This is a genomic window from Cellulomonas fulva, assembly GCF_018531375.1.
GTDB classification, from domain to species: domain Bacteria; phylum Actinomycetota; class Actinomycetes; order Actinomycetales; family Cellulomonadaceae; genus Cellulomonas; species Cellulomonas fulva.
This window is the reverse complement of the sequence record NZ_JAHBOH010000002.1, coordinates 20,928-46,630: the sequence shown is the minus strand read 5'-3', so window position 1 is coordinate 46,630 and position 25,703 is coordinate 20,928. Positions and strand designations below refer to the sequence as shown.

Annotated in this window: 19 protein-coding genes; 9 read left to right on the top strand and 10 right to left on the bottom strand. The window is 75.4% G+C overall.

Going from position 1 to position 25,703, the window contains the following annotated elements; all coding sequences use genetic code 11:
- Positions 1 to 77: 77 nt before the first annotated feature.
- On the bottom strand, positions 78 to 1,127 hold the full coding sequence (locus tag KIN34_RS13805; protein ID WP_214352255.1) for an ABC transporter permease: 1,050 nt from the start codon (positions 1,125 to 1,127) through the stop codon (positions 78 to 80).
- A complete protein-coding gene (locus KIN34_RS13800; RefSeq protein WP_237689916.1) occupies positions 1,124 to 2,605 on the bottom strand; it encodes a sugar ABC transporter ATP-binding protein in 1,482 nt (493 codons plus the stop codon). Before KIN34_RS13800 ends, KIN34_RS13805 begins: the two co-directional genes overlap by 4 nt.
- A 250-nt stretch (positions 2,606 to 2,855) precedes the next feature.
- On the opposite strand from KIN34_RS13800, the gene KIN34_RS13795 reads away from it, so the two are divergent.
- Both KIN34_RS13795 and KIN34_RS13790 read left to right on the top strand, forming a co-directional pair.
- Positions 2,856 to 4,037 carry an ROK family protein gene (locus KIN34_RS13795; RefSeq protein ID WP_214352253.1) on the top strand — a complete coding sequence of 394 codons (1,182 nt, stop codon included), beginning with the start codon at positions 2,856 to 2,858 and terminating at the stop codon, positions 4,035 to 4,037.
- A gap of 50 nt (positions 4,038 to 4,087) precedes the next feature.
- Positions 4,088 to 4,744: a ThuA domain-containing protein gene (locus KIN34_RS13790; protein WP_214352251.1), complete on the top strand. Its 657-nt coding sequence runs from the start codon at positions 4,088 to 4,090 to the stop codon at positions 4,742 to 4,744.
- A gap of 33 nt (positions 4,745 to 4,777) precedes the next feature.
- Here the strand turns inward: KIN34_RS13790 and KIN34_RS13785 are convergent, their stop codons facing one another.
- From KIN34_RS13785 to KIN34_RS13760, 6 genes are all read right to left on the bottom strand, one after another.
- The gene (locus tag KIN34_RS13785) at positions 4,778 to 6,019 is read right to left on the bottom strand and encodes a GNAT family N-acetyltransferase (RefSeq protein WP_214352249.1); all 1,242 of its coding nucleotides are present in this window, start codon (positions 6,017 to 6,019) and stop codon (positions 4,778 to 4,780) included.
- Positions 6,016 to 8,307: an NAD-dependent DNA ligase LigA gene (gene ligA, locus KIN34_RS13780; protein WP_307858306.1), complete on the bottom strand. Its 2,292-nt coding sequence runs from the start codon at positions 8,305 to 8,307 to the stop codon at positions 6,016 to 6,018. The genes KIN34_RS13785 and ligA overlap by 4 nt, the downstream gene beginning before the upstream one ends.
- A gap of 121 nt (positions 8,308 to 8,428) precedes the next feature.
- A complete protein-coding gene (locus KIN34_RS13775; RefSeq protein ID WP_214352245.1) occupies positions 8,429 to 8,809 on the bottom strand; it encodes a hypothetical protein in 381 nt (126 codons plus the stop codon).
- Positions 8,810 to 8,952: 143 nt separating this feature from the next.
- Positions 8,953 to 9,978 carry a uroporphyrinogen decarboxylase/cobalamine-independent methonine synthase family protein gene (locus KIN34_RS13770; protein WP_214352243.1) on the bottom strand — a complete coding sequence of 342 codons (1,026 nt, stop codon included), beginning with the start codon at positions 9,976 to 9,978 and terminating at the stop codon, positions 8,953 to 8,955.
- A complete protein-coding gene (gene mnmA / locus KIN34_RS13765) occupies positions 9,975 to 11,189 on the bottom strand; it encodes a tRNA 2-thiouridine(34) synthase MnmA (protein ID WP_214352241.1) in 1,215 nt (404 codons plus the stop codon). Before mnmA ends, KIN34_RS13770 begins: the two co-directional genes overlap by 4 nt.
- On the bottom strand, positions 11,190 to 12,398 hold the full coding sequence (locus tag KIN34_RS13760) for a cysteine desulfurase family protein (protein ID WP_214352239.1): 1,209 nt from the start codon (positions 12,396 to 12,398) through the stop codon (positions 11,190 to 11,192). It abuts the gene before it with no gap.
- Between the two features lie 132 nt (positions 12,399 to 12,530).
- Here KIN34_RS13760 and KIN34_RS13755 point away from each other — a divergent pair, with 132 nt between their 5' ends.
- Complete coding sequence (locus tag KIN34_RS13755; protein ID WP_214352237.1) at positions 12,531 to 13,520, top strand: phosphotransferase family protein; 990 nt, start codon at positions 12,531 to 12,533, stop codon at positions 13,518 to 13,520.
- A 24-nt stretch (positions 13,521 to 13,544) separates the two neighbouring features.
- Here the strand turns inward: KIN34_RS13755 and KIN34_RS13750 are convergent, their stop codons facing one another.
- Positions 13,545 to 14,522, bottom strand: a complete 978-nt coding sequence (locus KIN34_RS13750) for an electron transfer flavoprotein subunit alpha/FixB family protein (protein ID WP_214352236.1) — start codon at positions 14,520 to 14,522, stop codon at positions 13,545 to 13,547.
- A gap of 54 nt (positions 14,523 to 14,576) precedes the next feature.
- Positions 14,577 to 15,356: an electron transfer flavoprotein subunit beta/FixA family protein gene (locus KIN34_RS13745; RefSeq protein WP_214352234.1), complete on the bottom strand. Its 780-nt coding sequence runs from the start codon at positions 15,354 to 15,356 to the stop codon at positions 14,577 to 14,579.
- 226 nt (positions 15,357 to 15,582) lie between these two features.
- On the opposite strand from KIN34_RS13745, the gene glgX reads away from it, so the two are divergent.
- The 6 genes from glgX (at position 15,583) to KIN34_RS13715 (ending at position 25,702) form a co-directional block, all read left to right on the top strand.
- Complete coding sequence (glgX, locus tag KIN34_RS13740) at positions 15,583 to 17,772, top strand: glycogen debranching protein GlgX (RefSeq protein ID WP_237689910.1); 2,190 nt, start codon at positions 15,583 to 15,585, stop codon at positions 17,770 to 17,772.
- A gap of 54 nt (positions 17,773 to 17,826) precedes the next feature.
- The gene (locus tag KIN34_RS13735; protein ID WP_214352230.1) at positions 17,827 to 18,378 is read left to right on the top strand and encodes a flavodoxin family protein; all 552 of its coding nucleotides are present in this window, start codon (positions 17,827 to 17,829) and stop codon (positions 18,376 to 18,378) included.
- 51 nt (positions 18,379 to 18,429) lie between these two features.
- Positions 18,430 to 20,073, top strand: coding sequence for an FAD-binding dehydrogenase (locus KIN34_RS13730; protein WP_214352228.1), 1,644 nt, complete (start codon positions 18,430 to 18,432; stop codon positions 20,071 to 20,073).
- Positions 20,074 to 20,455: 382 nt separating this feature from the next.
- Positions 20,456 to 22,471, top strand: a complete 2,016-nt coding sequence (locus KIN34_RS13725; protein ID WP_307858305.1) for an alpha-1,4-glucan--maltose-1-phosphate maltosyltransferase — start codon at positions 20,456 to 20,458, stop codon at positions 22,469 to 22,471.
- A 101-nt stretch (positions 22,472 to 22,572) separates the two neighbouring features.
- Complete coding sequence (treS, locus tag KIN34_RS13720; RefSeq protein ID WP_214353077.1) at positions 22,573 to 24,303, top strand: maltose alpha-D-glucosyltransferase; 1,731 nt, start codon at positions 22,573 to 22,575, stop codon at positions 24,301 to 24,303.
- A 1-nt stretch (position 24,304) separates the two neighbouring features.
- Positions 24,305 to 25,702 (top strand): maltokinase N-terminal cap-like domain-containing protein, encoded by a 1,398-nt coding sequence (locus KIN34_RS13715; RefSeq protein ID WP_214352226.1) that lies wholly within the window; start codon positions 24,305 to 24,307, stop codon positions 25,700 to 25,702.
- The last annotated feature ends 1 nt before the right edge of the window (position 25,703 follow it).

Genomic DNA, 25,703 nt, shown 5'->3' with positions numbered 1-25,703 from the left:
GATCGATGGTGCGCGAGAGGTACGCCGACGTGCTGCGGACGCCGGCGCGGGCTGAGGCGAGGGTGGTGGCGCGGGGGCTACGTCCCGGCGCGGGAGCGGTCGGCGAACCGCTGCTGCAGCAGCACCGCGCCGACGATGATCGCGCCCTTCGCGATGGACTGGGCGGAGATCGACAGGTTGTTCTGCGTGAACACGTTGGTGAGCGTCGTGAAGATGAGGACGCCCAGGACGGTGCCGACGATCGTGCCGCGGCCGCCGGACAGCAGCGTCCCGCCCACGACGACCGCGGCGATCGCGTCGAGCTCGTAGAGCTGGCCGTTGGTGGAGCTGCCGGCCGTGGTCCGGCCGAGCATCATGAGGCCGGCGACGCCGGCCGCGAGCCCGGCCAGCGCGTACAGGTACATCGTGTGGCGCTGCACCTTGATCCCGGCGAGGCGCGCGGCCTCGGCGTTCCCGCCGACCGCGACCGTGCGGCGGCCGAACGTCGTGCGGTTCAGCAGGACCCAGCCCGCGACCGCCACCACCGCGAAGATCCAGACCAGCATCGGCACGCCCAGGGGCGACATGCGGAAGAACGAGATGAACTCCGGGACGCGCACCACCTGGGTCTGCCGGTTCGCGATCATCTCGGCGAGCCCGCGGGCGGCGACCATCATGGCGAGGGTCGCGATGAACGCGACCACCTTCCCGTAGGCGATCAGAACCCCGTTCACGAGGCCGGCGCCGATGCCGACGGCGATCGCGCACACGGCCATCACCACCCAGTGCGAGTCGCGCGCCATGGTCTGCGTGGCCAGCGTGGACGCCCACACCGACGCGAGCCCGAGCACCGAGCCCACGGACAGGTCGATGCCGCCGCCCGTGATCACGAACGTCATCCCGATCGACAGCACGCCGATCACCGACGCGAGCCGCAGGATGGTCAGCGCGTTGGACAGGTCCCAGAACCGGTCCCCCGCCGTGACGATCCCGACGACGCAGATCGCGACGAGCGCGATCACGAGACCCAGGTTGCGTGCTGCCGCACCGTGCAGGCCGGACGCCCGGGCCCGGGGCGGCCGGACCGCCGGCGGCGCTGCGTCGGCCGGAACGTCTGCGGCGCTCGACGCGAGGTTGCTCTCGCTCACGCGGCACTCCCTTCCATCACGAGGTCGAGGACCCGATGCTCGTCGATGTCGGCCGCCGGCCCGGAGTGGACCACGCGACCCTCGGAGACGACGAGGACGCGGTCGGCCAGGCCGAGCACCTCCTCGATCTCGCTCGAGACGACGACGACCGCGGCGCCCGCCGCCGTCAGCTGCGCCACGAGCGCGTAGATCTCGGCCCGTGCGCCGACGTCGACGCCGCGCGTCGGCTCGTCGAGCAGCAGGACCTTGCAGCCGTGCACGAGCCACCGCGCGAGCACGACCTTCTGCTGGTTGCCGCCCGAGAGCGTCCGCGCCGTGCGCGCGACGTCCTGCGGCCGGACCTCGAGCGCGCGGACCTGCTCCTGCGCCTGCGCGCGCTCGGCGCCCTCGTCGAGCATCCCGCCGCGCGCGGTCCGGGCGAAGGAGGACAGCGTGATGTTGCGGTACACCGGCTCGTCGAGGAGCAGCCCCTGGCTCTTGCGCTCCTCCGGGCACAGCCCCACGCCCGCGTCGACGGCGTCCGCGACCGAGCCCGTGCGCAGGCGACGGCCGGCGACCGTGACGCGCCCGCTCGTCGTGCGGCGTGCCCCGAAGACCGACTCGAGGATCTCGGAGCGGCCCGAGCCGACGAGCCCGGCGAGCCCGACGACCTCGCCCTCCCGGACCGTGAACGACACCCCCTCGAACACGCCGGTCAGGCCCAGCGCCTCGACCTCCAGCACCACGGGCGCGTCCTCGCGCACCGGCGGCCGTCGCGGGATCGCGAACTCGACGTTGCGGCCCGTCATCAGGCGGATCAGGTCGGGCGTCGGCGTGGTCGCCGGGAGGCCCGTCGCGACCGTCCGGCCGTCCTTGAGGACCGTGATTCGGTCCCCGATCTGCCGGATCTCCTCGAGGCGGTGGGAGATGTAGACCACCGCGACGCCCTGCGCCGTGAGGTCCCGCACGACGCGGAAGAGGGTGGCGACCTCCTCGGAGTCGAGCACGGCGGACGGCTCGTCCATGACGATCACCCGCGCGTCGTGGGACAGCGCCCGCGCCATGCTCACGATCTGCTTGGACGCGGCGGAGAGCCGGCCGACCTCGCGGTGCGGTGCGATCGAGCCGTGGCCGAGGCGTTCCATGAGCTCCCGCGCCCGGGCCGTCTGGGCACGGCGCTGCGTGAACCCTCCGCTCGTCAGCTCGTGGCCCAGGAAGATGTTCTCCGCGACGGAGAGCCCGTCCACGACGTCGAGCTCCTGGTACATCGTGGCCACGCCGAGCCGGAGCCCGGCGACGGGGTCGGCGATCGTCACGCGCCGCCCGTCGAGCAGGATCTCCCCCTCGTCGGGCTGGTGGGCGCCGGCCAGGACCTTGATCAGCGTCGACTTCCCCGCGCCGTTCTGCCCGAGCAGGCAGTGCACCTCCCCCGCGCGGACCTCGAGCTCGACGCCGTCCAGCGCGCGGGCTCCGGGGAACTGCTTGACGATGCCGCGCATCGCCAGGAGCGGGGCGCCGTCGGCTGATGCGCCGCGCGCGGTGCCGGCTGCGTCACCGGTGTCCGGTGTGCCCCAGACGGGGCGGTCCTCGTCGACCATGAGGACGAAGTTAGGCAGGCTTCTGCCGAACGTCAAGCAAAAGTTGTCTTCCGTGTGGCAGCGTTACACAATCGCGATCTGCAGAAGCCGGGGCGAGGGTGCGTGCGCCGCACGCCGACGCCCGACCAGGACGGAGTGGTTCACTGTGCGCATGGACGAGCTGACCAAGTTCGCCCCGCGCCCGACCGGGGCCGGCGAGATGTTCCAGCTCCTGCGCGACGGCCAGCCCCGTACGCGGTCGGACCTCGCGACGACCACCGGCCAGTCCCGCTCCACGATCGCGGCGCGCGTCGACCTGCTGCTCGCGTCCGGGCTGGTCAGCCCCGCGGGCGAGGCGACCTCGACGGGCGGTCGCCCGCCCGCCACGTTCGCGTTCAACCCGGCGGCGCGCGTGGTCCTCGCGGTGGACCTGGGCGCGACGCACGCCCGGCTCGCGGTGACCGACCTCGCGGGCACCGTGCTCGCCGAGCACGGTGAGCAGATCGCGATCGGCTCCGGGCCGCACGCCGTCCTGGAGCGCGTCGTCGAGATCGGCGAGCTGCTGCTGGACAAGGCGGAGCGGCCCGCGCGGGACCTGGTGAGCGTGGGCGTCGGCCTGCCCGGTCCGGTCGAGCACTCCACGGGGCGGCCGATCAACCCGCCGATCATGCCGGGGTGGGACGACGCCGACGTCCCCGGCATCCTCTCCTCCCACCTGCGCGTGCCCGTGCTGGTCGACAACGACGTGAACCTCATGGCGCTCGGCGAGCACACCAGCCAGTGGCGCGACGTGGACCACCTGCTCTTCGTCAAGGTCGCGACCGGCATCGGGGCGGGCGTGATCTCCGACGGGTCCCTGCGTCGCGGCGCGCAGGGCGCCGCGGGCGACATCGGGCACGTCGCCGTCCCGGGCGTCGTCGACCTGCCCTGCCGGTGCGGCAACTCGGGCTGCCTCGAGGCGATCGCGAGCGGTCCCGCGATCGCCGCGGCCCTCACCGAGGCCGGCGTCCCGGCGACGACGAGCGCCGACGTGGTCGCGCTCGTGCGCGCCGGTGACATCGACGCCGGCCGCGCCGTCCGCGACGCCGGTCGCCACATCGGCGGGGTGCTGGCGGCGTGCGTGAGCCTGCTCAACCCCTCGGTGATCGTGATCGGCGGCCAGGTCGCCGAGGCCGGCGAGCACCTCATCGCCGGGATCCGCGAGGTGGTCTACCGGCGCTCGCTGCCGTTGGCGACGCAGCACCTGCGGATCGTCGCGTCCCGCACGGGCGCGACGGCCGGCGTCCTGGGCGCGAGCGCGATGGCCTCCGAGCACGTGCTCTCGGCCGCGGCCATCGACGCGCTGATCACCTGACCCGTACAGTCCGGACGACCCCGTACGACGACGTCGGAGGCACAGTGGAGATGCAGCAGCGGCGAGCACTCGTCGTCCGCGGAGGATGGGACGGCCACGCGCCGGTGGAGGCGGCCGAGCTGTTCGTGCCCTTCCTGCGCGAGCACGGGTTCGCGGTGACGGTGTCCGACTCCCTCGAGGTCTACGCGGACGAGGACACCATGCGGGCGACCGACCTCGTCGTCCAGTGCTGGACCATGGGCGAGATCCTGGCCGACGAGCTGCGCGGCCTGCGCGCCGCGGTCGCCGCGGGCACGGGCTTCGCCGGGTGGCACGGCGGCGTCGTCGACTCGTTCCGGATGGCGACGGACTACCTGCAGATGGTGGGGGCGCAGTTCGCGGCCCACCCGGGCGACGTCGTCGAGCACACCGTCGACGTCCGGGACGCGGAGCACCCGATCACGCAGGGCGTGGCGTCGTTCTCCCTGCGGTCCGAGCAGTACTGGCTGCTGACGGACCCGCTCAACGAGGTGCTCGCGACCACGACCGTGCCCGCGCGGGCCGACGACCCGTGGCACCGGCCGGTCACGTCGCCGGTCGTGTGGACGCGGCGGTGGGGCGCGGGCCGGATCTTCGTGTGCACGGTCGGGCACCAGCTCGCGGACCTGGAGGTCCCGCAGGTGCGCACGGTCGTCGAGCGCGGACTGCTCTGGTCCGCGCGCGGCTGACCCGGGGGTGCGCCGGGCGACGTCGCGCTCGGCTCAGGCCGGCGCCGGCTCCCGGTAGGCGTACGCGTCGGCCGGGCGGAAGCCCAGCCGCGAGTAGAGCCGCGCGGCCACGGCGTTGTGGGCCTCGACCTGGAGGAACGCCCGGCGCGCCCCGTGTGCGAGCGCGAGGTCGAGCGCCCGCAGGGTGAGCGCCCGGCCCACGCCCCCACGCCGCGCGAGCGGGTCGACGACGAGGCAGGAGAGCGCGGCCCAGTCCTGCTCGTAGGCGACCCGGATGACGCCCACGACCGCGCCGCCCCGCCGGGCCGCGACGTGCTGGGCGACGCCACCGGCCAGGATGGCGCGCGCGACCTCGCGGTCGGCGCCCGCCGACTTCACGGCGAGGTACGCGTCCAGCCATGCGTCGTCGGGCGTGTTCGTCACGGTGCACTCGAGCGCGCAGGCCTCGGCCGCGCCGTCGAGCGGCAGGTCGGCGACCAGCACGTCCGTCTCGGAGGCCGTCACCCAGTGGCGCGCGCGGAGCTCGGCGGCGACCGCGTCCTCGAGCGGCGAGCGCCCGAGCCGCACCACGGGGCGCTGACCGTTCTCGGTGTAGACCGCCTCGACCTCGTCCACGGCGGCCGCGACGTCGGCGGGGGCGACGAGCACCACGGCGCTGTTCGCGCGCCGCGTCAGGCCGTGCGAGAGCCCCAGCCGCCAGCCCGCGCTCGTCGTCTCGGTGCGCAGCGGCGGCCAGCACGCCACCTCGGTCAGGACACCCGGCGGGGCGGGCGGCGTCCACGTGTGCACCAGGAGCCGCACGTCCTCGTGGCCCCAGTCGCGGGCGGGCACCGGACGGAAGCCGAGGCGCGCGTACAGCCGCTGCGCGGTGCGCATCGCCTCGAGCGTCGACAGCACCAGCCGCCGCGCGCCCGCGACGACGGCCTCGCGCTGGGCCGCGGTGACGAGCGCCTCCGCCACGCCCCGACCGCGCGCCTCGGGTGCTACGGCGAGCATCCGCAGCTCGAGCTCGCCCGGCTCCGCGACCTCCGCGTAGGACGTGCCGTAGGGCGCCAGCGTGATCGTCCCGACGACGACCTCCCGGCCGTCGCCCGCCTCCAGCGTCGCGACCAGCACCGTCGCCTCCCGCGCGCGGCGCTGCGCGTCCCGCAGCTCCCGCTCGTAGTCGTCGTCGGCGTCGACCAGGCGGTCCGCCAGGTACGCCTCCGCCGTCAGCGCCCCGGCGTCCGCGACCTGGTCGCCGCGGGCGACCGCGACGCGCGGCAGCGCGGTCATGCCTGCTCGTCCGGCCCGTGCGCCAGGAGCCGCTCGAAGCCGGCCTCGTCGAGGATCGTGAGCCCGAGCTCGCGCGCCTTGGCCTCCTTGGACCCGGCGTTCTCCCCCACCACCACGTAGTCGGTCTTCTTCGACACGGACCCCGCGGCCTTGCCCCCGCGCACCAGGATCGCCTCCTTCGCCTCGTCGCGGCTGAACCGCTCGAGGCTCCCCGTCACCACGACCGTGAGCCCCTCGAGCGTGCGCGGCACGTCCGCGTCGGACGAGTCCGCCATCCGCACGCCGGCGGCCTGCCACCGGTCGACGACCTGGGCGTGCCACGGCGTGGCGAACCAGTCGACCAGCGAGCCCGCGATGGTGGGACCCACGCCCTCGACGCCCGCGAGCCGCTCGGCCGCCGCCTGCGGATCGCCCTCCACCACCGCGCGCAGCGCCGCCATCGAGCGGAACTCCTGGGCGAGCGCGCGGGCGGCCGTCGGGCCGACGTTGCGGATGCTCAGCGCCACGATCACCCGCCAGAGCTCCTTCTCCTTCGCGAGGTCCAGCTGGTCGAGCAGCGTCCGCGCCGCCTCCGACGGCTCCCAGTCCCGCAGCGCCCGACCCTCGCTGGCGGCCTGCGCCTGCTGCGCACGGGTCCAGGTGAGGCGGCGGCGGAACGGCGTGCGCCGGCGCACGTTGCCGTCCTCGTCCTCGCGCGGCAGCCCCGTCTCCGGGTCCCGCACGACGACCTCGATCTCGGCGAGCCGCGTCAGGCTCGCGGCCCGGACGCGCTCACGCTCGTCGTCGGGCGCGTCCGCCGCGTAGCCGACGAGGTCGAACAGGTCCGCCTCGGTGCGCAGCGGCGGCGTCTCCGGCACGGCCGGCTGGGTCAGCGCCGCGGCCGTGACCTCGCCCAGCGCCTCGATGTCGAACGCTCCCCGCGACCCGATGTGCTCGACGCGGCCGCGCACCTGCGCCGGGCAGGACTCGGCGTTCGGGCAGCGCAGGTCCACGTCGCCCTCGCGCATGGGTCGCAACGGGGTGCCGCACTCCGGGCAGTCGGCCGGCATGTGCCACTCGACGCGCGGCACGTCGTCGTCCGGCGCCTGCGGCGCGGGGCCCACCACCTCGGGGATCACGTCGCCGGCCTTGCGCAGCACCACCATGTCGCCGACGCGCACGCCCTTGACCTTCACGACGTCCTGGTTGTGCAGCGTCGCCTGCCGCACGGTCGAGCCGGAGACGAACACCGGCTCCATCACGGCGAACGGCGTCGCCCGCCCGGTCCGGCCGATCCCGACCTCGATCGCGAGGAGGCGCGTGTTCACCTCCTCCGGCGGGTACTTGTACGCGATCGCCCACCGGGGCGCGCGGCTCGTCGCCCCCAGGCGGCGCTGCAGCGCGATCTCGTCGACCTTGACCACGATGCCGTCGATCTCGTGCTCCACGTCGTGCCGGTGCTCGCCGTAGTGGGCGATCATCTCCCGCACGCCGTCCAGCCCCGTCACCACGCGCGTGTGCGACGAGACCGGCACGCCCCACCCCGCCAGCAGGTCGTACACCTGCGACTGCCGCGTCACGTCGGCCTGGGCGCCCGTCTCGCCCCAGCGCAGCGCGCCGACGCCGTGCGCGTACATCCGCAGCGGACGCGACGCGGTCACGCGCGGGTCCTTCTGCCGCAGCGAGCCGGCAGCGGCGTTGCGCGGGTTCGCGAAGGGCGCCCGGCCCGCCGCGACCTGCGCGGCGTTGAGCTCGGTGAACGCCTCGACCGGGAGGAAGACCTCGCCGCGGATCTCGATGAGCTCCGGGTGCGACGCGGGGTCCCCGCCGAGCCGGTCCGGGATCGTCGAGATGGTCCGGACGTTGAGCGTCACGTCCTCGCCCGTGCGGCCGTCGCCGCGGGTGACGGCGCGCGTCAGGCGCCCGCCCTCGTACCGCAGCGCGATGGCGAGCCCGTCGATCTTGAGCTCGCACAGGTAGTGCGGCGGACCGGGCTGCTCGAGGTCCCGCTGCACGCGCTCCGCCCAGGCCTGCACGTCCTCGTCGGAGAAGGCGTTGTCCAGCGACAGCATGCGCTCGACGTGGTCGACCGCCTGGAAGTCGGTGGAGAACGTGCCGCCCACCCGCTGCGTCGGGGAGTCCGGGGTCCGCAGCCCGGGATGCGCGTCCTCGAGCGCCTGGAGCTCGCGCAGCCGCTCGTCGTACTCCGCGTCCGACGCCGTCGGCGCGTCCCGCACGTAGTACGCGAACTGGTCCGCGCGCACCTGCTCCGCGAGCAAGTCCCAGCGGTGCCGCGCCTCGGGGGGCACGGGCCCGGCCGCGTCCTCGTCGCGGGCCGGGCGCTCGTTCGGGGCCGCAGTCGGGGCAGCGGTCGGGGCAGCAGCGGCGTCGGTCACCGCACCATTCTGGCGCGGACCGCCGACACGCGCGTCAGCGGCGCAGCCGCGGGGCCACGAGCACGCCGACGCAGGTCAGCACGCCGCCGACGAACAGCACGAGCCCGGCCCAGAACAGCACGGGCGACGCCTCGGCCACGACGACCGTCTCGGCCGTCCCGCTCGCGTCCGTCCAGGTGCACACCGCGCGCGGCGGCAGCACCTCGTTGCGCACGGCCGCGCCGGCGACGTCGGCGTCGACCGCCTGCAGGCACGGCACGTCCCCCGACTCGGTCGCCTCGAGCGAGCGCGTGCCCACCGTGACGAGCGCGACCAGGAGCAGCACGACGCCGACGATCGCGGCGCCGCTCGCCAGCACGAGCGTGAGGGGCCGGGCGATGCCCGGCCGGCTCGTCGGGGCCGAGGCCTCGGGCATGGGGTCGCCTCCCGTCCGTGGGCGGGCGGTTCCCGCGCCCGTGCAGCCTACGACGAGCACGCGCCCGGCCCGACCAGCCGTGCGGCCCCCAGCTGTGCAGCCCCCAGCCGTGCAGCCGTCAACCCCCCTCAGCCGTGCGACCGTCAGCCGTGCACCAGCTCCGCGACGACACGTCCCGCGCGCACCACGCCCGCGAGCGCCCCGCGCGCGTCATCGGGGCCGGCGGGCGCCTCGCCGGCGACCGGGCCGGCGAGCAGCACCACGTCGTCGAGCCCCGCGACCGGCAGGCCGACCGCGCGCCACGGGGCGGTGAGGGTGCGCGCCTGGCCCACCGCGTCGGGCCCCGCGCACTGCGAGCTCTCCTGCGGCGGCACATGCGCCCACAGGCGGAGGCCGCCCTCGACCGCCTCCGCCACCCGCTCCCAGGCCGCCTGGTCCAGCCCGGCCACCTCGAGCGCGATGCCGTCCGCACCGCTCGCGCGGACGGCCGGGAGCGTGGTCCAGGCGGCTCCCCCGTGCACGACGACCGTGCTCGCGCCAGCGCCGCGCGCGGCCGTGACCACCGCGCCCACCCGCTCGGCGGCGAGCGGCCCGGGCAGCGCGCGCAGCCGGGCGTAGCCGGAGAACGACGGCAGGACGCCCGCCGTGGCCTGCGCGAGCAGCGGCTCGTGCACCAGCACCTGCGGCACCGCGCCGGGCGCCGCGCGCCGCACCGCCGCCAGGTGCTCGCCGACCCCCTCCGCGAGCGAGTCCGCGAGCTCCCGTACGGCGCCGGCGTCCGCGAGCGCCCGGTCGCCGCGTGCGAGGTACACGCCCGCGGCGAGGCTCACCGGACCGAGCACGGGCACGACGAGCGGGCCCGCGTACCCGTGGCACGCGACCGCGAGCGCGTCGAGGTCCTCCCGCAGCAGGGAACGTGCGCGCGTCACGTCACCGCCGGGACGGTCGGACAGCTTCCACCCGTGCGGCCCGAGCTCGGCCGCGAGGTCGACCAGCATCGCGAGCGACCGTCCGACGAGCGTCGCGCCCGGGCCGCGGGCGGGCAGGTGCACCGCGAACGGGAGCCCCTCGACCTCCGCCGGCGTGTCGGTCAGGTCGCCCACGACGACGCTCTGCGCCTCCAGGACCTCGCTGCCCGGCCACGTCCCGGTGCCGCTGACCGCGATCACGCGCCGGCCCCGGTCACCCGAGCCGGGGCGAGCGCAGGCGCGCCCGGACGCTCGGTGGCCGTCACGGTGGCCTGGCCCAGCACACGCGTGCCGTCGTACAGCACCAGCGACTGCCCCGGCGCGACGCCGCTGAGCGGCTCCACGAGCCGGACCCGCACGCTGCTGCGGTCCTCGCGCTCGTCGGGACCGGACGTCCCCGGGACGACCGGCACGGCCGCAGCCGCGGCCGCAGCCGCAGCCTCCACGACCCCTGCCACCGGCGCCCCGTGCGCACGGACCTGCACCTGCACCTGCCTCTGCGCCTGCGACCCGACCGCGGCCCCGGCGCGGGCACCCTCGTCGTACCAGACCGCCCGGTCCGCGTGCACGACGCCCACCGCCAGCTCGTCGGCCGGTCCGACGACCACGCGGTTGCGCACCGGCTCGACCTGCAGGACGTAGCGCGGGCGGCCGTCGGGAGCGGGCCGCCCCAGCGCGAGGCCGCGGCGCTGCCCGACGGTGTACGCGTACGCGCCGTCGTGCTGCCCGACGACCGCGCCCGTGGTGTCCACGACGTCGCCGGGCCGGCTGCCGAGCCGGTCGCGCAGGAAGCCCTGGGTGTCGCCGTCGGCGACGAAGCAGATGTCGTAGGAGTCGGGCTTGGCGGAGACGGCCAGCCCGCGCGCGGCGGCCTCACGGCGCGTCTCCTCCTTGGACGCGACGTCGCCCAGCGGGAACATCGAGCGGGCGAGCCGGTCCGGACCCATCACGGCGAGCACGTAGGACTGGTCCTTGGCGGCGTCGCGCGCGCGGTGCAGCTCGGGCGTCCCGTCGCGGTGCTCGACGCGCGCGTAGTGGCCGGTGCACACCGCGTCGAACCCGAGCGCGAGCGCCTTGTCCAGCAGCGTCGCGAACTTGATGTGCTCGTTGCACCGCACGCACGGGTTGGGCGTCCGGCCGGCCGCGTACTCGGAGAGGAAGTCGGCGACGACCGTCTCCTCGAACCGCTCGGACAGGTCCCACACGTAGTAGGGGATCCCCAGGACGTCCGCCGCCCGGCGCGCGTCGCCCGCGTCCTCGATCGAGCAGCACCCGCGCGAGCCGGTGCGGAACTGGTCACGAGTCCGCGACAGCGCCATGTGCACCCCCACGACGTCGTGGCCGGCGTCGACGGCCCGGGCGGCCGCCACCGCGGAGTCCACCCCGCCCGAGAGCGCCGCGAGCACCCGCACTCAGACCACCTCCGGCGTCGACCGACGCCCCGACGAGCCGACGAGGCCCGCCTCCCGGGCGCGCGCCAGCACGCCGGGCAGCGCCGCGAGCAGCGCCGCCACGTCGTCGGAGGTCGACGCGTGGCCGAGGGAGAACCGCAGCGCACCCCGCGCGTCGTCCTCCGCCACACCCATCGCGAGCAGCACGTGCGACGGGCGCGGGACGCCGGCCTGGCAGGCCGATCCGGTCGACGCCTCGACGCCCGCCGAGTCGAGCAGGTACAGCAGCGAGTCGCCCTCGCACCCCGGGAACGTGAAGTGGGCGTTCGCCGGCAGCCGCCGCGCGCCGTCCCGCGGGCCGCGGAGCACGGCGGTCGGGTCGGCGCGGCGCACGCCCGCGACGAGCTCGTCGCGCAGCGCCGCGAGGCGCACGGACTCCTGCGGCCGGGCCGCGACGCCCGCATCGACGGCGACGGCGAACGCCCCCAGCAGCGCCGCGTCGAGCGTGCCGGAGCGCACGCCGCGCTCCTGCCCCCCGCCGTGCTGCACGGGCGTGAGCTCGAGGCCGCGGCGCGCCAGCAGCGCACCGGTCCCCCCGGGCCCGCCCAGCTTGTGCCCGCTCAGCGTGAGCGCGTCGAGCCCGCTGGCGCCGAAGTCGACCGGCACCTGGCCTAACGCCTGCACCGCGTCCGCGTGCACCGGGACCCCGTACCGGTGCGCGAGCGCCACCACCTCGTCGAGCGGCTGCAGCGCGCCCACCTCGTTGTTCGCCCACATCACCGAGACCACCGCGGCCGCGTCGCCGTGCTCCTCGAGCTCGGCGCGCAGGGCGTCCAGCTCCAGCACGCCGTCGGCGTCGACGGGCAGCAGCACCAGCTCCGCACCCGCGTGCTCGGCCATCCAGAACGCCGGGTCGAGCACGGCGTGGTGCTCGACCGCCGACACCAGCAGGCGCCGTCGTCGCGGGTCCTGCGTCCGGCGCGCCCAGAACAGGCCCTTGACGGCCAAGTTGTCGGCCTCGGTACCGCCCGACGTCCACAGCACCTCGCTGGGTCGCGCGCCCAGCGCCGCGGCGAGCCGCTCCCGCGCCTCCTCGACGACGCGACGTGCGGCGCGGCCGGACGCGTGCAGCGACGAGGGGTTGCCGGGCCGGGCGAGCTGCTCGGACAGCGCGCGCACGGCGACCGGCAGCATCGGCGTGGTCGCCGCGTGGTCCAGGTACGCGCTCACCCCAGGAGTCTACGAACGTCCGCGGTCCCGACCGTGCCGAGGGGCCACGGGCGTCCGGTCGCGCACGGACGTCACATCCCCGGGACCACGATCCGGCCCCGCGCACCCCCCGCTGCCTGGCAGGATTGCGCCGTGAGTCCCGACGACGACGTCCTCGCCCTGCCGCTCGCCTTCAGCGGCCAGCGGCTGGACTGGCGCGACCTGCCCCGGCACGTCCGCGAGCAGATCTCGACGGCGTCGGGAGCCCAGGTGACCGCCGAGATCGGTGCGACGAGCGGGTTCTCCCCCGGGTTCGCCGCCGTGCTCGAGCTCGCCGACGGTCGCGGCGTCTTCGTCAAGGCGGTCTCGCCGGAGCAGAACCCCGTCTCGCCCTCGCTCGCCCGCGCCGAGATCCGCAACGCCGCGGCCCTCCCGCCGCAGGTCACGGCGCCGCGGCTGCTGTGGTCGCGCGACGACGGCGAGTGGGTCGTCCTCGGCTTCGAGGTGGTGCACGGCCGGTCGCCGGAGCTGCCGTGGCGGCCCGACGACCTGGGCGCGGTGCTGGACGCGGTCGGCGCGCTGGCCGAGGCCGAGCCCCTCGCGGGCCACGCGCTCCCGCGCACGGACGACCAGCTTGCGGAGGACTTCGTGGGCTGGCGCCGGCTGGTGGCGGGACCCGGAGCCGTGGTGGACGAGCTGGTGGCCACCTCCGGCGAGCTCGGCGGCTGGATCGGCGACGCGCTGGAGAAGCTGGTGCTGCTCGAGCAGGACGCACTGCCGGCACTGGCGGGCGACGCGCTCGTGCACGGCGACCTGCGCGCGGACAACGTGATGATCGACGGCGACCACGACCAGGTGTGGTTGATCGACTGGCCGCACGCCAGCGTGGGCGCGCCGTGGCTGGACCTCGCGTTCATGCTGCCGAGCGTCGCGCTCCAGGGCGGCGGGGACCCCGGCCGCATCTTCCGCGGTCACCACCTGTCGGTGGGCGTGTCCGACGACGAGCTCCGCGCCGGGCTGGCCGGGCTCGCCGGCTACTTCACGTGGAGCAGCCTGCAGCCCGCGCCGCCGGGCATCCCCAACCTGCGCGCCTTCCAGCGCGCGCAGGGCCACGCCACGCTGCGCTGGCTGCGCACGCTCTGAGCCGCGCCGCCGAGGCGTCGCGCGTCAGCCCTTCAGCCGGCGGAGCTCGGCGGCCGCCTGCGGCAGGACCGTCCGCAGGTCACCGACGATGCCGAGGTCGGCGATCTCGAAGATCGGCGCGTCGGGGTCGGAGTTGACCGCGACGATCGTGCCGGACGCCTGCATGCCCCCGCGGTGGTGCACGGCACCCGAGACGCCGGCGCCGATGTACAGGCGCGGCGAGACGGTGACGCCCGTCTGCCCGATCTGCGCGTCGTGGCCGATCCAGCCCTCGTCGGTCGCCACGCGCGTCGCCCCGACCGCACCGCCCAGGACGTCGGCGAGCTCCTCCACCTGCGTGAAGTCGCCCTCGGTGCCGCGTCCGCCGACGACCACGACGTTCGCGCTGCCCAGGTCCGGCCGGCCGGTGGCGGGACGCTCGGTGCGCGAGACGAGCCGCACCCGGAGCGCGCCGGCGCTCGCGGTGGTGGCGTGCTCGACGACCTGCGGGGCCGCGGGGGCGGGCGCGTCGGTGGCCGTCACGCTGTTCGCCTTGAGCGTCACGACGGCGAGCGGCGTGCGCACGGCCGTGCGCGTGGTCCACGTCCCGGCGAACACGGTCTTGCCGACGACGAGCCGGCCGTCGACCCGCTCGACGGCGTCGGCGTCGGTGACCACGCCCGCACCCGTCGCGAGGGCGAGGTGCGCCGCCGCCTCCTTGTTCTCGAACGACGAGGTCGCGAGCACCGTGCCGACGCCCGTGGCGGCGACGAGCGAGGCGAGGGCCTCGGCCAGGACGGCCGCCACGTGCAGGTCGCCGTCGCTCGTCAGCCGGTGCACCGTGCCCACGCCGAGCGCGCCGAGCTCGGCCAGCGCGGCGTCGTCCGGCTCGGCCCCGTCGACGGCCCACGCGCCGTGCACCGCGCCGTCGGTGAGCGTGCGGGCGAGGGTCACGAGCTCGCGCACGGGCGCGCGCAGCGCACCGGCGGCGGTGTGGTCGAGCAGGACGAGGATGTCGCTCACGGGTGGGTCCTCAGGTCTCGTCGGGCAGAACGGTGGCGGTGCGGGCGGGAGCGCTCAGGCGAGCTGGTTCTCGACCAGGAAGGCGGCCAGGCGCACGCCCGCGTCGCCCGTGTCGTTGATCAGGACGCGGTCCTCGCGCGCCGGCCGGGGCGCCGACTCGAGCACCTCGGTCCAGGCGCCGGACGTGCCGACGAGCGCGGCGTCCAGGCCCAGGTCCGCGAGGGTGAGGGTCTCCACCGGCTTCTTGCGCGCGGACATGATCCCCTTGAAGTTCGGGTAGCGGGGCTCGTTGGTCTGGTCGGTGACGGAGACCAGCGCGGGCAGCGGCGCCTCGAGCACCTCGGTGGCGTGGTCGAGGTTGCGGGTCACGCGCACGACGCCCGCGTCGACCTCGAGCGTCGCCGCGAGCGGCAGCGCGGGCACGTCGAGCAGCGCGGCGAGCGCGCTCGGCACCAGGGACGTCAGGCCGTCGAGGCCCGCCATGCCCGTGACGACGAGGTCGACCTCGCCCACACGCGCGACCGCCGCCGCCAGCACGCGCGCGGTGCCCAGCGCGTCCGAGCCCGCGACCGCGTCGTCGACCACGTGCACGCCGGCGTCGGCGCCCATCTGGAGGCCCTTGCGCACCGCGTCCACCGCGTCGTCGGGGCCGACCGTCACGACGACGACCTCGCCCTCGCCGGCCGCCTCGACCAGCGCCAGGGCCGCCTCGAGCGCGTTCTCGTCGAGCTCGTTGAGCGTCCCGTCACCCCCGTCACGGACGGTGCGACCGTCCGCGATCCGGCGGTCCGACTGGATGTCCGGCACGTGCTTGACGCACACCACGATCTTCACCCGCGGAACGTTACCCTCCGCACCGGCGGGCGCCGCCGCCGGTTCGCCCTGCGGACGGCGGACCGGGCCGACGACGGGCCGACGACGGGCCGACGACACGTCGCGGACACGTGGGTCCGCCACAATGTCCCGCGTGAGTCCGCGTCCGTCCACCCACCCGGAGCCCTCCGACGCGCGCACCGGGGGCCCCGCCCTCGCCCCGCGCCCGGGCTCCCGACCGCCGCGTCTGGGGGTCCACCCCGTCCCCGGCGGCGTCGAGGTCGCCGTCCTCGCGTCGCACGCCACCGGCGTCGACCTCTGCCTCGCGGTGGACGCGGACGGCGCACCGGACGGCACGACGAGCGAGCGCCGCGTCCCGCTCTCCGGCCCTGCCCTGGGGGTGTTCAGCGCCTTCGTCCCCGACGTGGCACCCGGCGCGCGCTACGGCTTCCGGGTGCACGGGGCGTGGCAGCCCGAGCAGGGCCTGCGCCACAACCCGGCCAAGCTCCTCGTCGACCCCTGGGCGCGCGGCCTCGAGGGCGAGATGACGTACGGGCCGGCGACGTACGGCCACGTGGTCGACGAGCACTGCCGGGGCGACGTCTACGGCCCGGCGGACCCCCGCGACTCGGCGGGCCACGTCCCCTGGTCGGTCGTGGTCGACGTCGACGCGCTGCCCGGTCCGGACCCCGCGGCGAACCGCCCGTGGACGCCGTGGGACCGCATGGTGGTCTACGAGGCGCACGTCCGCGGCCTGACCATGCTGCACCCCGAGGTCCCGGCCGAGCTGCGCGGCACCTACGCCGGCCTCGCGCACCCCGCGGTCGTCGACCACCTCCTGCGCCTGGGCGTCACCGCGATCGAGCTGCTGCCGGTGCACGCGTCGACCGACGAGCCGCACCTCGTCGAGAAGGGCCTGACCAACTACTGGGGCTACAGCACGCTCGGCTTCTTCGCGCCCGAGCCGCGGTACGCGACCGCCGCCGCCCGCCAGGAGGGCGCGCACGCGGTCCTCGCCGAGCTGCGCACGGCGGTGCACGCGCTGCACGCGGCGGGTATCGAGGTGCTGCTCGACGTGGTCTACAACCACACGTGCGAGGGCGGCATGCCGGGGCAGCACGTCTCCTGGCGCGGCCTCGACAACACGGTCTACTACGCGCACGACGGCGCGGTCCCCGCGAACCTCGCGGACGTCACCGGTACCGGGAACACGCTCGACTTCCGGCGCCCCGAGGTGATCCGCATGGCGCTGGACTCGATGCGCTACTGGGCCGACGTGGTGGGCGTCGACGGCTACCGGTTCGACCTGGCGGTCACGCTCGCGCGCGGCGCTGACGGCTTCACGCAGGACCACCCGCTGCTCGTCGCGGCCGCCACGGACCCCGCGCTGCACGGCCTGAAGCTGGTCGCGGAACCGTGGGACGTCGGACCCGGCGGCTGGCGCACGGGCCAGTTCATCCAGCCCTGGGCGGAGTGGAACGACCGGTTCCGCAACGCCGTGCGCTCGTTCTGGCTGGCGGACCCGGCGCGAGCGGCGCACGGGCTGCCCGGCCACCGCGTGCGGGACCTCGCCACCCGGCTGTCCGGGTCGGTCGACCTGTTCGGGCACAGCGACCCGCCGCTGGTGCGCGGCCCGCACGCGTCCGTGAACTTCGTGACCGCGCACGACGGCTTCACGCTCGCCGACCTGGTCACGTACGACCACAAGCACAACCTCGCCAACGGCGAGAACAACCGGGACGGGTCCGACGACAACCGCTCGTGGAACCACGGCATCGAGGGACCCGTGGACCAGGAGTCGCCCGCCGCGGCCGTGGCGCCGCTGCGCCGCCGCTCGATCCGCAACCTGTTCGCCACGCTCGCGATCGCCGCCGGCACGCCGATGATCACGGCGGGCGACGAGATGGGGCGCACGCAGCACGGCAACAACAACGCGTACTGCCAGGACGGCCCCGCGACCTGGGTGTCCTGGGACCTCACGCCGTGGCGTCGTGACCTGCTCGCGACGACGCGCGGGCTGCTCGCGCTGCGGCGGGACCACCCCGCGCTGCGGACCACACGCTTCTACCGGGGGCGCGCGGCACGCCCCGGTGGGCGGCTGGACCTCGCGTGGTTCGACGCGGCGGGCGTCGCGTTCGACCACGAGCGCTGGCACGACCCCGCCAACCGCACGCTGCAGATGCTGCGCGCGGTCGACACCGACGACGAGCCGCTGGACGTCGTGCTCGTCGTCGTGAACGGCCGGCTGGAGCCGGTGGACGTCACGCTGTGCGGCGAGCCGGGCGACCGGTGGCGCGTGGCGTGGGACTCGGTCTGGGAGCACCCCGACGAGCAGCGGTCGGCGGCGATCGCCGGGGCGCTGCACACCGCGGCCGACGAGGAGACCCTGCTCGAGCCGCTGAGCATGCGCGTGTACGTGCTCGACCCGGACGGCTGACGAGCGGGACCTGGGGCCCACGGGTGGGCGGCACGCCACGCGCATGCTGGTGCCATGTCCGCGGTCGTGGTGTTCGAGTCGATGTTCGGCTGCACGCGTGCGGTCGCCGAGGCGGTCGCGGCCGGGCTCCGCGACGGCGGCCTCGAGGCGGCCGCGCTCGACGTCGCGGAGGCCGCGGCGCGCGACGACACCGTGCTGCGCTCCGAGCTGCTCGTGATCGGCGCCCCGACGCACATGCGCGGGCTGTCCACCCCCCGCAGCCGTGCGCTCGCGCGGGCCCGCGGCGCCCAGCCCGGCGACCTCGGGGTGCACGAGTGGTTCGACGCCCTGCCCGGGCTGCGCGGACGGCGCCTCGCGGTGTTCGACACCCGGGGTCCGGGCCGCTTCTCCGGCTCGGCGGGCCTGCGGATCGAGAAGCTCGCGGCCAAGGCCGGCGCCGACCTGGTCGCCCCCTGCCAGGGGTTCGCGGTCGAGCAGCTCGACGACGGGCGCGCTCTCGTCGCCCCCGGTCAGCTCGACCTGGCGCGGGGCTGGGGGCGCTCGCTCGCCGTCTCGACCGCCCGGAGCGCGCCGGGGCACGGACGCGCGGTGCAGCCGACGCCCTGACGCGGGCGCCGACCCTGTTGGACACGCGTCCAAGGACGTAGGCTCCGACACATGGGAACCCACGACGTCGTGGTCGTCGGCGCCGGCCTCGCCGGCCTGGTCGCCACCGCTGAGCTCACCGCCGCGGGCCGGCGGGTCCTGCTGTTGGACGCGGAGAACGCGGCCTCGCTCGGCGGGCAGGCGTTCTGGTCCTTCGGCGGTCTGTTCCTGGTCGACTCCCCCGAGCAGCGGCGCCTCGGCGTCCGGGACGGCGCGGAGCTGGCGCTCGCCGACTGGTTCGGCTCCGCGCAGTTCGCCGACGACGGCAGCGACCGGTGGGGCCGCGCGTGGGCCGAGGGGTTCGTGGACTTCGCCGCGGGCGGGCTGCGCTCCTGGCTGCACGGCCTCGGCGTGCGCTGGTTCCCGCTGGTCCAGTGGGCCGAGCGCGGCGGCTACACCGCGGGCGGCCACGGCAACTCCGTGCCGCGCTTCCACGTCACCTGGGGCACGGGCCCCGGCATCCTCGAGCCGTTCGTCCGCGCGCTGCTCGACGCCCGCCGCGCCGGGCTGGTCGAGGTCCGGTTCCGGCACCGCGTGACGGACCTGGTCGTGACCGACGGGCGGGTCACGGGCGTGCGCGGCGACGTGCTGCGGGACGACCACGGGGGCCGCGCGGTGCCGTCCTCGCGCGACGTCGTCGCATCGTTCGAGGTCGCGGCCGACGCGGTCGTCGTCGCCACCGGCGGCATCGGCGCGAACCACGACCTGGTGCGCGCGACCTGGCCCGCCGACGCGGGCCGCCTGCCCGCACGCATGCTCTCCGGCGTCCCCGACCACGTCGACGGCTCCGGCATCCGGGCCGCACGCGGCGCGGGCGCCGCGGTGGTCCACGAGGACCGGATGTGGCACTACCCGGAGGGCATCACCAACCACTCGCCGGTCTGGACCGGCCACGGCATCCGGATCCTGCCCGGGCCGTCCTCGCTGTGGCTCGACGCGGACGGCCACCGGCTGCCGGTCCCGCTGTTCCCCGGCTTCGACTCGCTCGGCGCGCTGCAGCACATCACTCGCCGCGGCGACGACCACTCGTGGTTCGTGCTCGACAAGACGATCCTCGGCTCGGAGTTCGCGCTGTCCGGCTCGGAGCAGAACCCCGACCTCACGGGCAAGGACCTGCGCCTCCTGCTCGAGCGGGTCAGGCCGGGCGCGGTCGGTCCCGTCGAGGCGTTCGCGGAGGGCTCCGACGAGTTCCTCTGGGCGAGCACGCCGGCCGAGCTCGCCGCCCGCATGAACGCGCTCACCGGCACCGACCGGATCGACGCCGCGGAGCTCGAGCGCACGATCGTCGAGCGCGACCGGCAGGTGACCTCCGGCCTCGGCAAGGACCTCCAGGTCGTCGCGACGGCCCAGGCGCGCACGTACGTCGTCGACAAGCTGATCCGTGTCGCCAAGCCGCACCGGCTCCTGGACCCCGCGCACGGCCCGCTGCTCGCCGTGCGGCTCTCGGTGCTGACCCGCAAGACGCTCGGCGGCCTGCACACCGACCTCGAGGGACGGGTGCTGCGCCCCGACGGGCAGGTGCTGCCCGGGCTCTGGGCCGCCGGCGAGGCGGCGGGGTTCGGCGGGGGCGGCGTGCACGGCCACCGCGCGCTCGAGGGCACGTTCCTGGGCGGGTGCCTCTTCACGGGCCGCACGGTGGGCCGCGCCCTGGCCTGACCGCGGCAACCGCCCGGCAGACGAGCCCCGGCAGAGAACCCGGCAGGACAGCACCGGCAGGGAACGACGACGAGCCCGCGGCGGGGCCGCGACGTGCGGCATCGCCGTCAGCGGATGCCTCGCCCCCGCACCTGCGGATAGGTTCGGGAGCGTGACGACCTCCCCCGCCGCACCCGGTCGGCGCCGCCGGAGCTCCCGCGACGCGACCGTGGCCGCCCAGGCCGACGCCGGTCGCGTCGCGAGCACCGCGAACGCCGCAGCCGCAGCCCCCGTCCCTCCGGTCCCCCCCGCTCCGCCGGCGCCCGCCGACGAGCCCGCGGCCACCGCCACCCCCACAGGAACCGGCACACCCCCAGGGGACGACGAGCCCCCCACGGGCAGCGTGCTCACCCAGGACCGTCCGGCACCGATCGGCCGCATCCCCGTGGTCGACGTGCAGCCGGTCGCGGAGGCGGGGCGCTTCCCGGCCAAGGCCGTGGTGGGCGAGGCGTTCCCCGTCCGGGCGACGGTGTTCCGCGAGGGGCACGACGCGGTCGCCGCGACCGCCGTCCTCGTCGACCCCGACGGCCAGGTCCACATGCGGGCGCCGATGGTCGACATCGCACCGGGCCTGGACCGGTACGAGGCGCGCCTGGTCCCCGACCGGACGGGCCGCTGGACGTTCCGCGTCGAGGGCTGGTCGGACCCGTACGCCACCTGGGCGCACGACGCCGCGATCAAGGTCGAGGCGGGCATCGACGTCGAGCTCATGCTGGCCGAGGGCGCCGTCCTGCTCTCGCGCGCGGCGGACCGCACGGGCGAGGACGCGATGAGCGAGCACGGCGCCGCGACCCTGCGCGACGCGGTCGAGGCGCTGCGCGACACGCACCGCTTCCCCGGCGAGCGCCTCGCGTGGGCGCTGTCCCCGCACGTCCGCCAGGCGCTCGCGCGCGAGCCCCTGCGGGACCTGGTCACCGCGTCGCCCGCGTACCCGCTGGTGGTCGAGCGGCCGCTCGCGCTCGCCGGCTCCTGGTACGAGCTGTTCCCGCGCTCGCACGGCGCGCAGTGGGACGACCGCGCGCAGGAGTGGCGCTCCGGCACGCTGCGCACCGCCGCCGAGCAGCTGCCGCGGATCGCGGCGATGGGCTTCGACGTGGTCTACCTGACGCCGATCCACCCGATCGGCGTGACCAACCGCAAGGGACGGAACAACTCGCTCGGCGCGCTGCCGGGCGACCCGGGGTCGCCGTACGCGATCGGCTCGGCGGACGGGGGCCACGACGCCATCGAGCCCAGCCTGGGCACGTTCGAGGACTTCGACGCCTTCGTGGCGCGCGCCCGGGACCACGGCCTGGAGGTCGCGCTCGACATCGCGCTGCAGTGCTCCCCGGACCACCCGTGGGTCGCGGAGCACCCCGAGTGGTTCACGACGCGGGTCGACGGCTCCATCGCGTACGCGGAGAACCCGCCCAAGAAGTACCAGGACATCTACCCGCTGAACTTCGACAACGACCCGGAGGGCCTCGCCCGCGAGATCCGGCGCGTCCTGCAGGTCTGGATCGACCACGGCGTCACGCTGTTCCGCGTCGACAACCCGCACACCAAGCCGCTCGACTTCTGGCAGTGGCTGCTGGCGGACGTCGCCCGCGACCACCCCGAGGTCGTGTTCCTCTCGGAGGCGTTCACCCGCCCCGCGATGATGCAGACGCTCGCCAAGGTCGGGTTCCACCAGTCGTACACGTACTTCACCTGGCGCAGCACCAAGGAGGAGGTCGCGGAGTACCTCGAGGAGGTCTCCGGGGACCAGGCCGCGTGGATGCGGCCGGCGTTCTGGCCGACGACGCACGACATCCTGCCGCCGTACCTGCAGGGTGCGGGCGGCCAGGCCTGGGCGGTCCGCGCGGTGCTCGCCGCGATGGGCGCACCGACGTGGGGCATCTACTCGGGCTACGAGCTGCTGGAGAACGTCCCCCGCCCGGGCGCCGACGAGCAGATCGACAACGAGAAGTACGAGTTCCGCCCGCGCGACTGGTCCCTCGCGGACCACCTGGGCATCGCGAGCCTGCTGGGCAGGCTCAACCAGATCCGCCGCGAGCACCCCGCGCTGCAGCAGCTGCGCAACCTGCACGTCCACCCGACGAGCGACGACGCGACCGTGGCCTTCTCGCGCCACCTCGCGGCGGAGCACTCCCCGACCGGCCGCGCGAGCACGGTGGTCACCGTCGTCAGCCTCGACCCGTGGAACGCACGGGAGGGCATGGTCGAGCTGGACCTCGCGGCGTTCGGGCTGCCCGCCAGCGGCCCGGTGCACGCGCACGACGTCCTGCGCGACGAGCACTACGAGTGGGGGCCGTCCGTCTTCGTCCGCATCGATCCCGCCGAGCGCCCCGCGCACATCGTCGTCCTGGAGCACCCGTGACGGAACCCACCGTGAACCAGACCGCCAGCCCGCCGGCTCCCGCGCGGTTCCCCCGCGTGCGGGAGCCCGCCCCGACGACGACGCAGATCCGCCTGCCCGCGATGCGCCAGCCCGAGGTCCCGGAGGTCACCGAGGGCGGCCTCGTCGAGGACCCCAGCTGGTACCGCACGGCGGTGTTCTACGAGGTCATGCTGCGCTCGTTCTCCGACTCGACGGGCACGGGCAGCGGCGACCTGCGCGGGCTGATCAACCGGCTCGACTACCTGCAGTGGCTCGGCATCGACTGCCTGTGGCTGCCGCCGTTCTACCCGAGCCCGCTGCGCGACGGCGGCTACGACGTCGCGGACTACACGGCGGTCGCCAGCCAGTACGGCACGCTCGACGACTTCTCGGAGCTGATCGAGCAGGCGCACGCGCGGGGCATGCGCATCGTCGTCGACCTCGTCATGAACCACACGAGCGACGCCCACCCCTGGTTCCAGGCGTCTCGCAGCGACCCCGAGGGGCCGTACGGCGACTTCTACGTGTGGTCCGACGACAACACGCGCTACCAGGACGCGCGCATCATCTTCGTCGACACCGAGACGTCCAACTGGACGTTCGACCCCGTGCGCCGCCAGTACTTCTGGCACCGCTTCTTCAGCCACCAGCCGGACCTCAACTTCGAGAACCCGCGCGTGCGGGAGGCGATGCTGGACGTCGCGCGGTTCTGGCTGCACCTCGGCATCGACGGCTTCCGGCTGGACGCGGTCCCGTACCTGTTCGAGGCGGAGGGGACCAACTGCGAGAACCTCCCCGAGACGCACGCGTTCCTGCGGACCGTGCGCGCCATGATCGAGGAGGAGTTCCCGGGCCGGATCATGCTGGCCGAGGCGAACCAGTGGCCCGAGGACGTCGTGCACTACTTCGGCACCGAGGAGGAGCCGGAGTGCCACATGTGCTTCCACTTCCCGGTGATGCCGCGCATCTACTACTCGATCCGTGACCAGCGCGCGGCGCAGATCGTCGACATCCTCGCGGACACCCCGCCGATCCCGGCCAACGGGGCGCAGTGGAGCACGTTCCTGCGCAACCACGACGAGCTCACGCTCGAGATGGTCTCCACCGAGGAGCGCGCGTCGATGTACGGCTGGTACGCGCCGGACTCGCGCATGCGCGCCAACGTCGGCATCCGCCGCCGGCTCGCGCCGCTGCTGGACAACAGCCGCAAGGAGATCGAGCTGGCGCACGCGCTGCTGCTGTCCCTGCCCGGCTCGCCGTGCCTCTACTACGGCGACGAGATCGGCATGGGCGACAACATCTGGCTGCCGGACCGCGACGCGGTGCGCACGCCCATGCAGTGGACCCCGGACCGCAACTCGGGCTTCTCTGTCGCGGACCCCGGCAAGCTCTACCTGCCCCTGATCCAGTCGCTCGTCTACCACTACGGCCACACCAACGTGGAGGCGCAGCTCGCGCAGCCGACGAGCCTGCTGCACTGGGTGCGCGGCATGCTCGCGGTGCGCCGGCAGCACGCGGCCCTCGGCCTGGGCGACTTCCAGGTGGTGCCGTGCGACCACGAGTCGGTGCTCGCGTTCACGCGCCGCACGCCGACGGAGACGCTGCTGGTCGTGGCCAACCTCGCGGCCACCGCGCGCTCCGCCCACGTCACGGTCGCGGACCGGCCGGGTGCCGAGCTGCACGACGTGTTCGGCGGCTCGTCCTTCGGGTCCCTCGACGCCTCGGGCTCCGCGCGGTTCACGCTCGGCTCGCGCGAGTTCTTCTGGCTGTCCGTCACGCCCGCGCCGGGTCCGACAAGCGGGAGCGCCTTCGGCCCCGCGGCGGGGGCGTGACGTGCTGACGGCCCGGACGCCCACGGCCGACGACGACCGCGTCCTGGCGGCACTGGCGGCCGACCTGCCCGCGCGGCGCTGGTTCCCCGTCAAGGGCGCGCCGGCCGAGCTGACGCTGCACGCGGTGCTGCCGCTGACGGACCCGGCGGATCGCGACGCCGCCGACGTGCGCGTCCTGCTGGTCCGGGCACGCGCGGGCTCGATCGACGCGCTGCTGCAGGTCCCGGTGGTCGTGCTGCCCGACGGCTCCGCGGGCGAGGCGGCCCAGGCCCAGCTCGGCGACGGGCGGGTGGTCGTGGACGGCGCCGCGCACCCGGCGTTCCTGCGCGCGTGGTTCGCGGTCGCGGACGGTCCCGGGGGCGCGCCGGCCGCAGTCGACCTGACGACGGCGACCGCGATCACGGGCGAGCAGTCGAACTCCTCGGTCGTGCTGGGCGCACCGGGCCGTCCCGGCCGCGGGATCCTCAAGGTCCTGCGCGCGCTGCAGGCCGGTGAGAACCCCGACATCGACGTGCCCCGCCACCTGGTCGCGGAGGGCTACCGGGGCGTCCCGGCGCCGCTGGCCTGGCTCGAGGCGCGGTGGCCGGACCCGGCCGGTGCGCAGGACGTGCATGGGTACCTCGGCGTGGTCAGCGCGTTCGTCGAGGGCGCCCACGACGGCTTCGAGCTCGCGTGCGAGCTCGCGGTCCGCGAGGAGCCGTTCGACGCGCTCGCCCACCGGCTCGGCGTCGTGACGGCGCAGATGCACACCGCGCTGACGCACGCCTTCCCCACGGTGGCGGACGCCGACGGTCCGCAGCGGCTCGCGAACGCGGTGCTCGACCGGTTCGCGTGGGCGCTCGCCGCCGTCCCCGCGCTCGAGCGGTACCGCGCCGGCGTGGAACGCACGGCCGACGAGGTGCGCGGGCTGACGGCGACGCCCCCGCGCCAGCGGGTGCACGGCGACCTGCACCTGGGCCAGGTCCTGCACGTCGACGACGACTGGCTGGTGCTCGACTTCGAGGGCGAGCCCCTCGCCCCCCTCGAGGCCCGCACCCGGCCCGACCTCGCGGTCCGCGACGTCGCCGGGCTCCTGCGCTCGTTCGACTACGCGGCGGCGGTAGGCGGGCTCACGGGCGAGGCCGCCGACCGGTGGACGACGAGCGCACGTGCCGCCCTGCTCGCGGGCTACGCCGAGGCCGCCGCGGCCTCGTCGGGCCCGGGTACGGACCCGGACACGGACACCCGTCCGAACCCGGACCCGCGCTCGGACGACCCGACAGCGGACCCGGGCCAGGCCGCGCTCCTGACCCGGGCGCTCGAGCTCGACAAGACGCTGTACGAGGCGGTGTACGAGTCGCGCAACCGGCCTGCCTGGCTCCCCATCCCGCTCGCGGGGCTCGACCGCCTCGTCGGCTGAC

What these genes read in the sequence shown, in the direction of transcription:
- KIN34_RS13775 (WP_214352245.1), bottom strand. Translation starts at nt 8,809, where the DNA reads ATGCCCGAGGCCTCGGCCCCGACGAGCCGGCCGGGCATCGCCCGGCCC.
- treS (WP_214353077.1), top strand. Translation starts at nt 22,573, where the DNA reads ATGCGCCAGCCCGAGGTCCCGGAGGTCACCGAGGGCGGCCTCGTCGAG.
- KIN34_RS13795 (WP_214352253.1), top strand. Translation starts at nt 2,856, where the DNA reads ATGGACGAGCTGACCAAGTTCGCCCCGCGCCCGACCGGGGCCGGCGAG.
- KIN34_RS13735 (WP_214352230.1), top strand. Translation starts at nt 17,827, where the DNA reads ATGTCCGCGGTCGTGGTGTTCGAGTCGATGTTCGGCTGCACGCGTGCG.
- KIN34_RS13790 (WP_214352251.1), top strand. Translation starts at nt 4,088, where the DNA reads ATGCAGCAGCGGCGAGCACTCGTCGTCCGCGGAGGATGGGACGGCCAC.
- KIN34_RS13730 (WP_214352228.1), top strand. Translation starts at nt 18,430, where the DNA reads ATGGGAACCCACGACGTCGTGGTCGTCGGCGCCGGCCTCGCCGGCCTG.
- KIN34_RS13785 (WP_214352249.1), bottom strand. Translation starts at nt 6,019, where the DNA reads ATGACCGCGCTGCCGCGCGTCGCGGTCGCCCGCGGCGACCAGGTCGCG.
- KIN34_RS13800 (WP_237689916.1), bottom strand. Translation starts at nt 2,605, where the DNA reads ATGCGCGGCATCGTCAAGCAGTTCCCCGGAGCCCGCGCGCTGGACGGC.